Annotated in this window: 15 protein-coding genes; 7 read left to right on the forward strand and 8 right to left on the reverse strand. The window is 74.5% G+C overall.

All coding sequences use genetic code 11. The features are described 5' to 3' along the window. Window positions 1-315: 315 nt before the first annotated feature. The gene (locus HNR61_RS49385) at window positions 316-438 is read right to left on the reverse strand and encodes a hypothetical protein (protein ID WP_281400560.1); all 123 of its coding nucleotides are present in this window, start codon (window positions 436-438) and stop codon (window positions 316-318) included. 95 nt (window positions 439-533) lie between these two features. On the opposite strand from HNR61_RS49385, the gene HNR61_RS24760 reads away from it, so the two are divergent. The 3 genes from HNR61_RS24760 to fmdA all read left to right on the forward strand — a co-directional run bounded on the left by HNR61_RS24760 (window position 534) and on the right by fmdA (window position 3,295). Next, window positions 534-1,517: an alpha/beta hydrolase fold domain-containing protein gene (locus tag HNR61_RS24760; protein ID WP_182845543.1), complete on the forward strand. Its 984-nt coding sequence runs from the start codon at window positions 534-536 to the stop codon at window positions 1,515-1,517. 103 nt (window positions 1,518-1,620) lie between these two features. Then, entirely contained in the window at window positions 1,621-1,938 is a 318-nt protein-coding gene (locus HNR61_RS24765) for an FmdB family zinc ribbon protein (protein WP_182845544.1), read from the forward strand. 94 nt (window positions 1,939-2,032) lie between these two features. Further along, a complete protein-coding gene (fmdA, locus tag HNR61_RS24770; protein WP_182845545.1) occupies window positions 2,033-3,295 on the forward strand; it encodes a formamidase in 1,263 nt (420 codons plus the stop codon). 145 nt (window positions 3,296-3,440) lie between these two features. Here the strand turns inward: fmdA and HNR61_RS24775 are convergent, their stop codons facing one another. Beyond that, a complete protein-coding gene (locus tag HNR61_RS24775) occupies window positions 3,441-3,950 on the reverse strand; it encodes a MarR family winged helix-turn-helix transcriptional regulator (RefSeq protein WP_182845546.1) in 510 nt (169 codons plus the stop codon). Window positions 3,951-4,013: 63 nt separating this feature from the next. Here HNR61_RS24775 and HNR61_RS24780 point away from each other — a divergent pair, with 63 nt between their 5' ends. Continuing rightward, window positions 4,014-5,135, forward strand: coding sequence for a substrate-binding domain-containing protein (locus tag HNR61_RS24780; protein ID WP_182845547.1), 1,122 nt, complete (start codon window positions 4,014-4,016; stop codon window positions 5,133-5,135). Between the two features lie 55 nt (window positions 5,136-5,190). Here the strand turns inward: HNR61_RS24780 and HNR61_RS24785 are convergent, their stop codons facing one another. The 5 genes from HNR61_RS24785 to HNR61_RS24805 all read right to left on the reverse strand — a co-directional run bounded on the left by HNR61_RS24785 (window position 5,191) and on the right by HNR61_RS24805 (window position 10,188). After that, window positions 5,191-6,846 (reverse strand): DUF885 domain-containing protein, encoded by a 1,656-nt coding sequence (locus HNR61_RS24785; RefSeq protein ID WP_182845548.1) that lies wholly within the window; start codon window positions 6,844-6,846, stop codon window positions 5,191-5,193. A 110-nt stretch (window positions 6,847-6,956) separates the two neighbouring features. After that, window positions 6,957-7,745 carry a hypothetical protein gene (locus HNR61_RS24790; RefSeq protein WP_182845549.1) on the reverse strand — a complete coding sequence of 263 codons (789 nt, stop codon included), beginning with the start codon at window positions 7,743-7,745 and terminating at the stop codon, window positions 6,957-6,959. 120 nt (window positions 7,746-7,865) lie between these two features. Further along, window positions 7,866-8,699 (reverse strand): nucleotidyl transferase AbiEii/AbiGii toxin family protein, encoded by an 834-nt coding sequence (locus HNR61_RS24795; RefSeq protein ID WP_182845550.1) that lies wholly within the window; start codon window positions 8,697-8,699, stop codon window positions 7,866-7,868. A gap of 37 nt (window positions 8,700-8,736) precedes the next feature. Beyond that, on the reverse strand, window positions 8,737-9,399 hold the full coding sequence (locus tag HNR61_RS24800) for a LysE family translocator (protein WP_182845551.1): 663 nt from the start codon (window positions 9,397-9,399) through the stop codon (window positions 8,737-8,739). A 66-nt stretch (window positions 9,400-9,465) separates the two neighbouring features. Further along, entirely contained in the window at window positions 9,466-10,188 is a 723-nt protein-coding gene (locus HNR61_RS24805; protein WP_312898081.1) for a hypothetical protein, read from the reverse strand. Between the two features lie 192 nt (window positions 10,189-10,380). Between HNR61_RS24805 and HNR61_RS24810 the strand changes: the two genes are divergently transcribed. The 3 genes from HNR61_RS24810 (at window position 10,381) to HNR61_RS24820 (ending at window position 13,513) form a co-directional block, all read left to right on the forward strand. Further along, on the forward strand, window positions 10,381-11,394 hold the full coding sequence (locus HNR61_RS24810) for an AAA family ATPase (RefSeq protein ID WP_182845553.1): 1,014 nt from the start codon (window positions 10,381-10,383) through the stop codon (window positions 11,392-11,394). A 173-nt stretch (window positions 11,395-11,567) separates the two neighbouring features. Further along, the gene (locus tag HNR61_RS24815; RefSeq protein WP_220509785.1) at window positions 11,568-12,569 is read left to right on the forward strand and encodes a DUF58 domain-containing protein; all 1,002 of its coding nucleotides are present in this window, start codon (window positions 11,568-11,570) and stop codon (window positions 12,567-12,569) included. After that, the gene (locus HNR61_RS24820) at window positions 12,566-13,513 is read left to right on the forward strand and encodes a VWA domain-containing protein (protein ID WP_182845555.1); all 948 of its coding nucleotides are present in this window, start codon (window positions 12,566-12,568) and stop codon (window positions 13,511-13,513) included. Before HNR61_RS24815 ends, HNR61_RS24820 begins: the two co-directional genes overlap by 4 nt. Here the strand turns inward: HNR61_RS24820 and HNR61_RS24825 are convergent. Then, window positions 13,497-14,324, reverse strand: coding sequence for a rhomboid-like protein (locus HNR61_RS24825; protein WP_246443765.1), 828 nt, complete (start codon window positions 14,322-14,324; stop codon window positions 13,497-13,499). The genes HNR61_RS24820 and HNR61_RS24825 overlap by 17 nt on opposite strands. Between the last annotated feature and the right edge of the window lie 14 nt (window positions 14,325-14,338).

Raw genomic sequence — 14,338 nt, forward strand, 5'->3', positions numbered from 1 at the left:
CCGGGAAGGTCAGGGGACGGTCGAGGACCCTGGGACGCCACGGCGACGCGGCCGGCGGCGCAGGGGACGGCGTGTCAGCCGTTCAGCGCGAACAGCATGGCGGACGCCATTGAGCGCGCCGCTTCAACGGGCGGCGCAGCACGGAGCGTGCGGCTCGGTGTCTGCTGAACGGTGTGTGCTGAACGGTTGCGTGTCCGAAGGCGCGGCAGGACGAACGCACCTCACACGGCGCGACACGGCACGACACGACACGGCACGACACGGCACGGCGTGCGTGAATGGCGCGGGTGTGGGGTGCCGGGAGGTGGGGTGCGTTCAGGCGTGGATGCCGGGCGAGCCCAGGGCCGGGCTGCGGCGGATCCGGCAGAACGCCATGACGCACGCGGCGCACGCGGCGGCGGCTGCCGCTGCGGCTGCGCCGGACGGGCTCGCTGACATGGCGCCGATCGTAGGGGGTGACGGGAGCGGGTGGCCAACCGTTTTTCCGTTCGCGTCTTGCGGTGGGGGCGTCCGCACCAGTAGGCCAGAGTGTCATGGGCCGCGATCCCGATTATCTGCAGTTCCTGCGTCGCCGGCTGGCGACCGCCGGGCCGGCGCCGGCGCGGCCGGGGCGGCTGTCGCCGCGCCAGCGGGTGGCGTGGGCGCGGCGTGAGCATGCCGCCGCGTTGGCGGCGGTGCCGCGTCCGCCGGTGGCGCAGGTGCGGGACGTGGTGATCGATGGTCCGGGCGGGCGGTTGCCGGCGCGGCTGTACCGGCCGGGCGGGGCCGATCCGGTGCCGGGGCTGGTGTACTTCCACGGCGGCGGGTGGATGCTGGGCGATGTGGAGTCCTACGACCCGGTGGCGCGGGCGCTGGTGGTGGCCTCGGGGGTGGCGGTGGTGTCGGTGGACTACCGGCGGCCGCCGGAGGATCCGTTCCCGGCGGCGGTCGACGACGCGGTGGCGGCGGTGGGGTGGACGGTCCGCAACGCGCGGCGGCTGGGGCTGGACGCGGCGCGGCTGGGGGTGGCCGGGGACAGCGCGGGCGGGCAGATCGCCGCGGCGGCGGCGTTGCGGCTGTGCGGGACCGGGATGGCGTCGGCGGTGCAGGTGCTGGTGTATCCGGCGTTGGATCTGCGGGCGGTGCCGCCGGCGCCGCCCGACCCCGACGGGCTGGTGTTCCCGCCGACCGATCTGCGGTGGGTGGTGGAGACGTACCTGGACGGCGCCGACCCGGCCCATCCGGAGGTGTCGCCGCTGCTGGCGCCGGAGGTGTCGGGCCTGCCGCCGGCGGTGGTGGCGACGGCCGAGTACGACCGGCTGCGGCCCCAGGGGTTGGCGTACGCGGCGCGGCTGCGGGCGGCGGGGGTGCCGGTGACGCTGATCCCGGGGGCGGGGCTGGACCACGGGTACCTGGGGTGGGGGTCGTTCGCGCGGCGGCCCGCGGCGGCGGTGGCGCGGATCGGGGCGGCGGTGGGGGCGGTGCTGGGGGTCTCCCCCGGTGGCCGCCGCGGGTCTGGTGGGGGTGGACGGCGGTGAGCGGTGGCCGTTGAGGGGCGTTGACGAACGTTGACGGATGCTTCCCACGGAAATACTTTCGGTGGGAAGCATTTCGTGGTGGTCCGGTGAACGGAGGCACGGCATGGTCGCCTATGAGTACCGGTGCCGCCCGTGCGGGCCGTTCACCGTGCGCCGCCCCATGGGGCGGGCCCCCGCCGACGCGCCGTGCCCGCACTGCGGCGGCACGGCGCCGCGCGCGTTCACCGCCCCGGCCGTCCCCCGCACCTCCCGCGCCCTGGCACGTGCGCTGGACGCCCAGAAGGCCAGCGCGCACGAGCCACGCGTGGTCGACCGTGTCCCGCCCCGCGCCCCATCCCGTGTCCCACCCGCCTCCTCCCGTGTCCTGTCGCCTGGTTCGGCGCCCGCCGATCCCCGGCACTCCCGCCTGCCCCGCCCCTGACTTCCCCTCCGGCCCTTCCCGGTGCCCTTGCTCGATCCGTCCGTTGCCTGCTTGGCCCTGTGTCGTCTGGTCCGTGCGCCCACGGAGGTAGGCCATGCCCGACGTCGTCTTCACCGTCGACCAGTCCCGTTCGATGCGCGACCAGAAGGCCCCCGGCCACAACCGGTGGCACCCCGACATCCCCGCGGCGATCACGGTGCGGCCCGGCAGCGAGATCCGGGTGGAGTGCCGCGAGTGGACCGACGGGCAGATCGGCGACAACGACTCGGCCGACGATGTGCGCGATGTGGACCTGTCGGTGACGCACATGCTGTCGGGGCCGATCGCGGTGGAGGGTGCTCGGCCCGGCGACCTGCTGGTCGTCGACATCCTGGACCTGGGCCCGGTCCCCCAGGGACCCGGCGACCCCGCGCGGGGACCGGCGCCCGGCCAGGGCTGGGGTTACACCGGGGTGTTCGCCCGCGACAACGGCGGCGGGTTCCTCACCGACCGGTTCCCCGGCGCCTGCAAGGCGATCTGGGACTTCCACGGCCAGCAGGCCACCTCCCGGCACATTCCCGGGGTGCGGTTCACCGGCATCACCCACCCGGGACTGTTCGGCACCGCCCCGTCGGCCGAGCTGCTGGCCCGCTGGAACCGCCGCGAGCAGGCCCTCATCGACACCGACCCGGGCCGGGTGCCGCCGCTGGCGCTGCCGCCCTCACCGGGCGGGACGCTGGCGGGACCGCTGACCGGATCGGCACTGGAGCAGGTCGGACGGCAGGGCGCCCGCACCGTCCCGGCCCGCGAGAACGGCGGCAACCACGACATCAAGAACTTCACCCGCGGCGCCCGCGTGTTCTACCCCGTCCACGTGCCCGGTGCGCTGCTGTCGGGCGGTGACCTGCACTTCAGCCAGGGCGACGGGGAGATCACCTTCTGCGGGGCGATCGAGATGGGCGGGTTCGTCGACCTGCACCTGGACCTGATCCCCGGCGGCATGCAGACCTACGGGGTCACCACCAACCCGGTGTTCCTGCCCGGCAACGTCGAGCCGCGCCACAGCGAGTTCCTGTCGTTCATCGGGATCTCGGTCGACCACGACGGCGACGTCAACCACTACAACGACGCCACGCTGGCCTACCGCAACGCCTGCCTGAACGCCATCGCCTACCTGGAGACCTTCGGGTACAGCCCCGAGCAGGCCTACCTGCTGCTGGGCGCGGCGCCGGTCGAGGGCCGGGTGTCGGGGGTGGTCGACATCCCCAACGCCTGCTGCTCGCTGTACCTGCCGACCGCGATCTTCGAGTTCGACATCCGTCCCACCGCCGAGGGTCCGCGCCGCGCCGACCGCGGCCGCTGCGCGGTGTCGTCCTGACGCGGAGGCCCGGCCGCTTTGGCGGGGTGGAGGTTTCGGTGACTGGTTTGTCGCGGTGCGGCCCTGGACGCGGGGGGACGCGCCGCGGCAAACCTGCCGCCGTTCCTGCTCCTGCCCCTGCTCCTGCTTTGGCTTGTGGGGCGGGTCAGGTCAGGCGGGTGGTGGCGCGGGCCAGCAGCGCCGACAGCAGTGCGGCCTCCTCGGGGCCGAGGGCGTCGGTGACGGTGCGCCAGGCGCGGGCGGCGGCGTCGGCGGCCCGGCGGTGGGCGGTGTGGCCGCGTTCGGCCAGCAGCACCAGCACGCGGCGGCGGTCGGCGTCGTCGACGCGCCGGTAGACGCGGTTGGCGGCGACCATGCGGTCGATGAGCTTGGTGAGGGTGGGCGGTGGCAGCAGCGCGTACTCGGCGATCTCGGTCATGGGGTGGCCCTGGCCGTCGGCCAGCAGGTCCAGCACCCGCCACTCCTCGGGGGTGCAGTCGGCCTCGGCCAGGGCGGCGGTGAGGCGGGCGGTGACGGCGCGTTCCACCGCCGTCAGCAGCCGCGCCGGATCGGCCGGGCGCGCCTGCCGGCCGGACGCCTGCTCGGGAGCCTGCCCGGGAGGCTGGTCCGGGGCCTGTTCGGGAGCCTGGTGCGGGGTGGGGGGCGTTGCCTTCATCGCACCCCCAGGTTACCGTTCACGCACGAAAAGCTTCTCCGGGAAAGCATCGGCGGTGCCGTGATGTCCGCACCCCCGCCCCCCTCCCCCTTCCTGTCCCTGTCCTGTTCTGCGGGGCCGCCGCTGCGTCCGACGCCCGGTGGGGAGCTGGCGGTCGCGCTGGTGATCCCGTTGCAGGGACCGGCGGGGATCTTCGGGCCGAGTTGTGAGTTGTGCGCGCGGCTGGCGGTGGAGGAGATCAACGCCGCCGGTGGGCTGCTGGGGCGCCGGATGCGGTTGACGGTCGTCGACGGTGGCGCGCCGCCTGCGGTGGTGGCCGACCAGGTGGAGGCGCTGGTGGCGGCGGGGGCGGTCCAGGCGGTGACCGGCTGGCATATCTCGGCGGTGCGGCAGGTGGTGGCGCCGCGCATCGCCGGACGCGTCCCCTATGTCTACACCCCCCTGTACGAGGGCGGGGAGCGCGCGCCGTGGGTGTTCCTGGCCGGGGAGACGCCGGGGCGGCAGCTGCGTCCGGCGCTGGCGTGGTTCGCCCGCCAGGCGGGGGTGCGCGACTGGGCGCTGGTGGGCGATGACTATGTGTGGCCGCGCCGGTCGGCGCGGGCGGTGCGCGGCTACCTGGACCGGTGGGGCGGGCGGGTGGTGTGCGAGTGCTTCGTGCGGCTGGGCACCCAGGATTTCGGGGCGGTGCTGGCCCGCGTGGCGGCCTCGGCCGCGCAGGGGGTGGTGATGCTGCTGGTGGGCGATGACGCGGTGGCGTTCAACCGGGCGTTCGCGGCGGCGGGGCTGGAGGAGCGGATGGTGCGGTTCAGCCCGTTGATGGACGAGAACATGCTGCTGGCCACCGGCGCCGCCGGAACGCGCGGGCTGTATGCGGCGGCGGGGTTCTTCGAGACGTTGCCGACGGCGGGCGGGCTGGAGTTCTCGGCGCGCTACCACCGCCGGTTCGGGGCGCAGGCGCCGATGCTCAACAGTGTGGGCGAGTCCTGTTACGAGGGGGTGCGGCTGCTGGAGGCGTTGGCGCTGCGGGCCCGCGGGGTGGGGGCGCGGGAGATGGCGGCGACCTGTGAGGGGCTGGGCTATGACGGGCCGCGCGGGCCGGTGCAGGTGCGGTCCCGTCATCTGGCCCAGCCGGTGTTCCTGGCCGCCGCCGAGGGACTGCGGTTCGACGTGCTGTGCCGGCTGTGACCCCCGCCGGTCGACGCCGGTTCACGCCGGTCGACGCCGGGGTCGCGGGTGGGGGTCAGGGGGTGGTGAGTTCGGCGCGCAGCAGGTCCAGGCCCATCGGTCCCAGGTCCAGGGCGCGGCGGTGGAAGTCCTTCAGGTCGAACGCGGCTCCCTCGCGGCGGCGCGCGGCCTGGCGGGCCTCCAGCCACACCTTCTCGCCCAGCTTGTAGGCGATGGCCTGGGCGGGCCGCCCCAGGTACCGGTCGATCTCGAACGCGATCGCCTCCTCGGTCTCGGGCCCGGTGTGCAGGCTCAGGAACTCCCGGGCCAGCGCGGGCGTCCAGCGTTCGCCCTCGTGGAACCCGGTCCCGGCGGGGATCGTCAGCTCCAGGTGCAGGCCGATGTCCAGCACCACGCGGGCGGCGCGGTACTGCTGTCCCCCGGCCAGCATCCCGAACCGGTGGGCGGGGTCGCGGTAGTACCCCAGCTCGTCCATCAGCCGTTCGGCGTACAGGCCCCAGCCCTCGCAGTGGCCGGGGAACAGTTCGCTGGCGATCCGCTGGAACCGGTTCAGGGTCGGGTGCAGGGTGGTGGTGCCCACCTGCAGGTGGTGGCCGGGAACGCTCTCGTGGAACATGATGCCCGGCACCGACCAGGTGCTGATGGAGGCCTGCGGGTCGGGGTCCACGGCCCACCACACCGTGCCCGGCCGCGACAGGTCCTCGGCCGGGGCCAGGTAGTAGACGCCGCCGCCGGTGGGCGGGATGCGGCAGTCCAGCACGCGCAGCGGCTCGGGGATGTCGAAGTGGACGCCGGCCAGCTCGGCGATGGCCTGGTCGGCGATCTGCTGCATCAGGTCGCGGAACGCCGCCGCGCCCACCACCCGGTGGGCGGGGTCGGCGTCCAGGGCGGCGCGCACGGCCTCCACCGGCTCGCCCGGCAGCACCTGCGCGGCGGCCCGCGCCATCTCGGACCTGATCCGGGCCAGTTCCTCCCAGCCCCAGGCGTAGGTCTCCTCCAGGTCCACCCGGGTGCCCAGGAACTCGCGCACGCCCAGCAGGTAGCGGTCGCGGCCCAGCGCGTCGCGTTCGGGGGCCTGGGGCGTCAGGTCGCGTTCCAGGAACGCCGCCAGGTCCTGGAACGCCTGCCCGGCGGCGCGGGCGGCTGCGGCCAGCGGTTCGGCCAGGGGGCCGGTGTGGCGGGCGGCCAGCTCGACCAGGTAGGCGGGGGTGGCGCGGGCCTCACCGGCGTTGCGCAGCACCTGGCGGCGCGCGGCGACGCGGCCCTCCTGCGCGGCCCAGCTCAGGGAGGTGCGCAGGCCCGCCAGCGACGCCGGGACCGCGCGCAGCCGCGCCAGCAGCGCCGGCCAGGGGGTCTGGTCGCCGCGGTCCAGCAGTTCGATGGCGTAGCGCAGGCGCTGCACCGGCCCCTCGATGGTCTCCAGGCAGCTTTTGTCGACGCGGGCCTCGTGGCGGGCCCACTCGACCTCCAGGTGTTCGCGCAGCACGGCCGCGGCGATGCGGTGGCCGCCGCCGGTCCCGCCCCGCCCCTCCAGCTCGCGCAGCTCACGCAGGGTGCGGCGGACCAGGTCGGCGCGCGCGGCCAGCCCCTCGGGGCCGTAGTCGGTGAGCCGGTCGTCCTGCCCGGCGATCCCCATCATCGCCGCCCGGCAGGGGTCCAGCGCGGCGAACTCGTCCACGTAGGCGTCGGCGAGCGCGTTCAGTTCGATCATGGTGTCAGGGTAGGCGTCGTCTCGCCGGGTGAGACCGGCGCGAACACCGGGAACCCCGGCGGAGCGCGGGAAGGGCGCAGGGGGGTGCCGGGGCGCGGGGGAGCAGGGGGTCAGCCGGTGTGGTCGCCGGGCGGGCATACCGGGATCTCGCGCCCGTCGTCGTCCTTGGCCTCGTCGTCGCCCCACCGCGTCAGGTACAGCGCCGGGACCCAGGCGCGCGGGCTGGTCTCCCCGTCGCCGTACAGGTGGTCCAGGTGGGTCAGCAGCCACCAGTGGTTGTGGTGGGTGCGGCCGTCGTTGCCGGTTCGGGACACGCGTTGGCCCCAGCGGCGGCACAGCACCCAGTGGCGTCCCTTTTCCAGGGTGCCCTTGGGTCCGGAGGCGGTGGTGGGACGGATATGCCCTTCCAGGCCTCCGGCGGGCGCGAACATCTGCACCCAGAACCTTCGCCCCAACGCGGTCACGGTCGCGGTGGGCGTGCTGGTGGTGTCGGTGGGGGTGTCGGTGGGGGCCGGGGAAGCGGTGGTGTGCCGCCGGTCGGCGGGATCGTCGCCGGGCCACAGCAGCACCAGCGTTCCCGCCAGCGCGACCGCCAGGGTTCCGGCCACCACCCAGCCGAGGCCGCCGAACCGCCGCCCGCCGCCGGTGGGGCCGGTGGCGGGCGTCCAGGGCCGCGGCTCACCCGGTTCACCCGGCTCACCGGGCGTGTTCGAGGGTTGCCAGGTCGGGTCGAGCACGGTGTGCGTCTCGGTCGGCGGGTCCGGGACGGGCACCTCGACGGCGGTCGGGTCGCCCGAGGTGGTCTCGTCCGGCTGCGGGGGCGCGGGGAGGGGGAAGTTGCAGCGGATGCAGTGTGGGCGGCTGTCGGGGGTGTCGCTGCCGCAGCCCGGACATCTCATGCCGTGCGCCCTCCCGTCGCGCCGCCGGTCGCCCCCCTTGTGCCTCTCATGGTGCCCCGCCCTGGGACACCGAACGGTCACGGAAAATCACGATCCAGTGTCAGCGGCGGCTCCGGCTCCTCACGCCTTCTCCGCGGGTTCCTCCACCAGCACCTGCGTCAGGGCCAGGGCCAGCCGCAACCGCCAATCCCCGGCATCCCCGGCATCCCCGGCTTGCCCGGTCGTGTGCGGGCAGGTGCGCTGGAAGGTCTCCCAGTCCACCTCCCACTCCAGCACCGCCTCGGGATCGGACAGGCGGCCGTAGCGGGGACCCACCCGTGCGCGCAGCACCGCGCGCAGCAGCCCGCCGGGCAGCACCCGGCCCCCGTCGCGCAGCCGTTCGGCCAGCAGCACCGCGTCATACAGGTCCTTGCCGCGCGCCCGGCCCTGCTCCGACCAGCCCTGGTCGTGGTACAGCCACGCCAGCTTCCACGCCAGCTCCAGCTCCGGCGGCGCCGCCCGCACCCGGGTGGCGCCGCCGTCGGCGCGCGGGACCTCCACGGTCACCGGTGGTCGTTCCGGCGGCGGCCCCAACGCCACGTCGATCTGCACCCGCCCGGCGCGCTCCCCGGCCCTCCAGGGAACCAGCAGCCGTTGGCCGAGCGGTTCGGGCAGGTCGTAGCCGCCCGTGGTGGTCCGCGTCGCGTGCCGGGCGTCCAGGCGCAGCCCGCCGGGGCCGCGCGCGCCCAGCCGCAACGCGCCGACCAGCCCGTCCATCAGGGCCCTCGCCCGGTGCCCGTCGTAGGGGCCCTGCGGGGCGAGGGCGATCCAGTCCAGGTCGCCCGGCTGCCGCGCCGCCTCCCCCAGCCACGCCGTCAACGCCAGGCCGCCGCGCAGCACCAGCCCCCGCGACCAGCGCGAGGCCGCCAGCACCGCCAGAACGTGGTCGACCGCCGCCCGCTCAGCGCTCCCCACCCCCCGCCAACCCCCGGGTCTCAGAACCGGCCTGGGCTCAGCGGGTCTCGGCCGCCAGCCGGACGCCCAGGCCCACCAGGACCGCGCCCGACACCTGCTCCAACCGCCGCCGCACCGCCGGGCGCCCCAGCACCCGGCGCGCGGCGTCCACCACCCACACCACGACCGTGTACCACGCCAGGTCGATCAGCACCCACAGCACCGACAGCGCCAGCAGCGTCGCCATCACCGGCTGCCCCTCCGGCACGAACTGCGGCAGGAACGACACCGCGAACACCCCGGCCTTCGGGTTGGCGAAGTTGGTGATCAGCCCCAGGCGAAAGCACCTCCACGCCGACCACGCCGACCGGCCCGCCCCCGCCTCGGCTTCGACGGCGGCGTCGGTTTCGGTGCCGGTTTCGGTGGCGAACGCGCCCCGCCGCGCCTGCCACAGCGTCCTGACCCCGAAGTACACCAGCACCGCCGCGCCCACGACCCGCAGCACGTCATAGGCCAGCTGCGAGGCCGCCAAAAGCGCCGACAACCCGACCGCCGCCGCCAGGCCCCACGCCAGCACCCCCACCTCGTTGCCCAGGGTGGTGGCCAGCCCCGCGCGGCGGCCCGACCGCACCGACTCCCGCATGATCACCACCGTGCTCGGTCCCGGCGCCATCGCGATCAGCACCGCCGCGCCGACAAAAGCAATCAGACTCTCCAGCATCCCCTCATGCTCGCGGCCCGCCACCCGCACCGCAACGCGCTTTCCGCCCCTGCCGAGCGGGGAGGCTCACAGGGGCGCGCCGTCGTCGCCGGGCCCCTCGGTCGGCCCCGGTGAGGTCGGGGACGGCGCCGGCGAGGTCGGCGTCGGGGACGGACGCGGCGTGCTCGGCGTCTGCGAGGGGGTCTGCGAGCTCGGCGTCGGCTCCGGCGGCGGAGGCGGCGGCTGCTCCACCTTCGGCTGGCAGGCGAACAGCAGCAACATCAGCAACGCCAGCACCAACAGCACCGCCGCCAACGTCAAAATCGCCGCCACCAGCCCCCGCTCCTGCCGCACCACCGGCGCCGCCACCGGCACCGGCGCCCTGCCGGGCACCGCCGGCTCCCCCGACCCCGCCCAGTACGGCTGGAACTGCGGGCCCCGCCGGCGCCCGGCCCACCGGCCCCGGAACGTCCCCTCCAGCAGCACCGGCTCCAGGAACCGTTCGGCCCCCGCCCGCTCACCCCCATAAGCCGTCGCCACCCACGGCGCCGGACCGTCGGGTTGGGCCGCCACCACCGGCGCCCGGCCCGACCCCTCAACCGCCGGCCCCTCACCCACCGGCGCCTGCCCGGGCCGCCACTCCCGCAGGATCGCCGCCCGGAACCGGTCCCGCGCCGCCGCGTCCCCGGCCGCGCCCCGGTTCAGCACCGCCACGCTCACCTGCCGGCCCGACCCGTCAGACCCCAGATACACGATCCCCGCCGACGACTCGCCCAGCCGCGCCGACAGACGGAACGGACCCAACTCCACAAGGTCACCAGGTGGCAACGGCCTCGACATGGCCGCCAGACTAACAACCACCCACCCCGTGCAGGAGCCCCGCGCAACCGGGTACAAGTGATCGCATAGGGTCGACACCGAACCCGCGGGGCCGACGCGCGCCCGCCCGCCGGGCGCCCCGCACCGACCCCGCCGACGGCAGACAGTGAGGGACACGCCACGATGACCATCGCCACCACCGACCTGGACCAGGCCGCGGCCCAGCTGCACGACACCCTGGCCGAGGTCAAGAAGGTCATCGTCGGTCAGGAGCACATGGTCGAACGCATGGCCGTCGCCCTGCTGGCCCGCGGCCACTGCCTGGTCGAGGGCGTCCCCGGCGTCGCCAAGACCCTCGCCGTCTCCACCTTCGCCCAGGTCGTCGGCGGCACCTTCGCCCGCCTGCAGTTCACCCCCGACCTGGTCCCCTCCGACATCGTCGGCACCCGCATCTACCACCCCTCCACCGAGCAGTTCGACGTCGAGCTCGGCCCGGTGTTCGTCAACTTCGTCCTGGCCGACGAGATCAACCGCGCCCCCGCCAAGGTCCAGTCCGCCCTGCTGGAGGTCATGGCCGAACGCCAGGTCTCCCTCGGCGGCCACACCTACCGCCTGCCCGACCCCTTCATCGTCCTGGCCACCCAGAACCCCATCGAGTCCGAAGGCGTCTACCCCCTGCCCGAGGCCCAGCGCGACCGCTTCCTGATGAAGATCGACGTGCGCTACCCCGGCGCCCACGAGGAACTGCAGATCCTGCGCCGCATGAGCGTCGACCCCCCGCGGCCCACCCAGGTCCTGGACCCTGACCAGCTGGCCGCCCTGCAACGCGCCGCCGAAGAGGTCGCCGTCCACGAACTGGTCGCCGACTACATCGTCCGCCTGGTCATGGCCACCCGCGAACCCGACCAGTACCACCTGCCCGACCTGCGCCAGGTCATCCAGATCGGCGCCAGCCCCCGCGCCACCCTCGGCCTGGTCGCCGCCGCCCGCGCCCTGGCCCTGCTCTCCGGCCGCGACTACGTCCTGCCCGACGACGTGCGCGCCGTCGCCCGCGACGTCATGGCCCACCGCATCGTGCTGACCTTCGACGCCCTGGCCGACGGCATCGACACCGCCGACGTCGTCGCCCAGATCCTGGCCGCCGTGCCCCCGCCCCGGGTCGTGTGGAACCACGGCGCCACCGGGACCCCGGCATGACCCACCCCGGCGTCCCCGACCCCGCCCCAGGACCACTCCCCGGCCCTGCGCCCAGACCTGCGCCCAGACCTGTGCCCGGACCTGTGCCCGGACCTGCGCCCGCCGCCGGCCCCTCGTTCGCGCCCCCCGCGCCCCCGGCCCCACCCCCCGCCGGACCCCGCCGCGACGACCGCCTGGCCCAGCTCACCCCCGAACGCACCCTGCGCCGCCTGGAACTCCAGGTCACCCGGCGCCTCGACGGCCTGCTCAACGGCGAACACCTCGGCCTGCTCCCCGGCCCCGGCACCGAACTCGCCGAAGCACGCCTGTACCAACCCGGCGAAGACGACGTCCGCCACATGGACTGGGCCGTCACCGCCCGCACCACCAACCCCCACGTCCGCGACCTGATCGCCGACCACGAACTGGAAGCCTGGGCCCTGGTCGACCTCACCCCCAGCATGGACTTCAGCACCACCGACCTCACCAAACGCGAACTGGCCGTCGCCGCCCTGGCCGCCGTCGGCTTCCTCACCGTCCGCCTCGGCGACCGCGTCGGCGCCTACCTGCTCCACCCCCACGGCCAACGCCGCTGGCCCGCCCGCACCGGCAAGGCCGCCCTCTACCACCTCCTGCAGGCCGTCCTGGACGCACCCCCCGCCACCACACCCCCCGGCCGCCTGCACCGGCCCGGCCCCCCACCCCCCGACCTCACCACCGGCATCACCGCCCTGCACCGCGGCCAGACCCGCCGCGGCCTGCGCGTCGTCATCTCCGACTTCCTGCCCACCCCCGGCGAACCCCTCGACACACCCCCCGCCTGGGAACGCCCCCTGCGCCGCCTGGCCGCCCGCCACCAGGTCCTCGCCGTCGAGATCATCGACCCCCGCGAACTCGACCTGCCCGACATCGGCCTGGTCGAGATGACCGACCCCGAAACCGGCACCGTGCACGAGATCGTCCTCAACCGCCGCACCCGCCGGCGCTACGCCGCCGCGGCCGCCGCCCAACGCGACCGCACCCGCGACGCCCTGCGCCGCAGCGGCGCCCACCACCTCATCCTGCGCACCGACCGCGACTGGATCGCCGACGTCGCCCGCTTCGCCCTGCGCCAGCGCCGCGCCGCCGGCCGCGCCATCCACACACCCGCCGGACACACCACCGGCCACACCGCCAGCCCGGGGGGACGCCCATGACCTTCCTGTCACCCGAACGCCTCTGGCTGCTGGCCCTCATCCCCGCCCTGGCCACCGCCTACGTACTGGTCCAGCTCCGCCGACGCCGCAACACCGTCCGCTTCACCAACCTGGACCTGCTGGCACGCGTCGCCCCCCAACGCCCCGGCTGGCGCCGCCACCTGGCCGCCGCCCTGTTCCTCGTCATGATCACCCTCATGACCATCGGGTTCGCCCGCCCCGCCACCGGCGTCAAGGTCCCCCGCGACCGCGCCACCATCATGGTCGCCATCGACGTCTCCCTGTCCATGATGGCCAAGGACGTCACCCCCGACCGCTTCACCGCCGCCAAAGAGGCCGCCAAGAAGTTCATCCGCGACCTGCCCACCCGCTTCAACGTCGGCGTCGTCTCCTTCGCCGGCAACGCCAACCTCGTCGCCGCCCCCACCGCCGACCGCCAGTCCGCCATCACCGCCATCGACCAGCTCGCCATGGCCAAACGCACCGCCATCGGCGAAGCGGTCTTCACCAGCCTCCAGGCCATCCGCTCCTTCGACAGCCAGGCCGGACAGGACCCCCCACCCGCCCACATCGTCCTGCTGTCCGACGGCGACAACACCACCGGCCGCACCGTCTCCGAAGCCATCGACGCCGCCCGCGCCGCCCACACCCCCGTCTCCACCATCGCCTTCGGCACCCCCTACGGCACCGTCGACATCGAAGGCGAGACCACCAGCGTCTCGGTCAACAAGGAAACCCTGCGCACCCTGGCCAACGGCACCCAGGGCAAGGCCTACGAGGCCAGCGACGCCGGACAGCTGTCAGAGGTCTACACCAACATCGGCAGCTCCCTGGGCTGGAAGACCGAACACCGCGACATCGCCGCCCGCTTCACCGGCCTCGCCCTGCTGTTCGCCCTCGCCGCCGCCGGAACCTCCCTGATCTGGTTCAACCGCCTCCCCTGACCGGCGGCCCCACCTCCCCCGGCGCCCCCACCGCGCCAGGCCCCCGGTCCCGGCCCCCACACGCCGGGACCGGCAGGCACCCCCGCAGATCCGGCGGCCGCCGCAACGGAGCCACCCGCACCAGCACCCACGCCACCCCCAACCCGCACACCGTGGCGAACACATGCCCCAAATCCCACAACGTCCGGCTCCACACCACCGGACCCACCACCCCCACCCCCAACAACACCCACCCCACCACCCGCCACCAACCCCGCATCACCAACACCGCCGCCGCACACCCCGCCACCATGACGTAACTCACCCCCACATCCGTCGTCACCGCCAACCGCGCCGAAGCCCGCCCCGCCTCCAACGCCCGCACCTCCACCAACGCCGTCAACAACGTCCCCAACACATGCCCCGCCAGCCCCACCACCACAATCCGCGGCGTCCCATACCGACGCTCCGCCCACGCCACCACCGACACGAACACCAGCACATACAACGGCAACCCGGCACCCTTGTCCGCCACCCACAACGCGCTGTGCAACAACGCCCGCAACGGCGCCCGATGCAGATTCCGCAGATTCGTGCTCTGCAACATCGTCAACAGATCCACCAACCTCGGCGGCGCCGCCAACTGCACCGACGTCAGCACCGAGAACACCACGACATAACCGAACGTCGCCGGCGCCGACAACACCCACGCATGCGCCCACCGCGTCCACGGCGACACCCACCCCACCCACCGCGCCGCCAGGCCCCACCACCGACCCAAACCACGCAACCCGTACCACACCAGCACCAACAGCACACCCACAGCGATCATCGCCGCCACCGTCC

The organism is Actinomadura kijaniata, from assembly GCF_014138665.1.
Taxonomy (GTDB): Bacteria; Actinomycetota; Actinomycetes; order Streptosporangiales; family Streptosporangiaceae; genus Spirillospora; species Spirillospora kijaniata.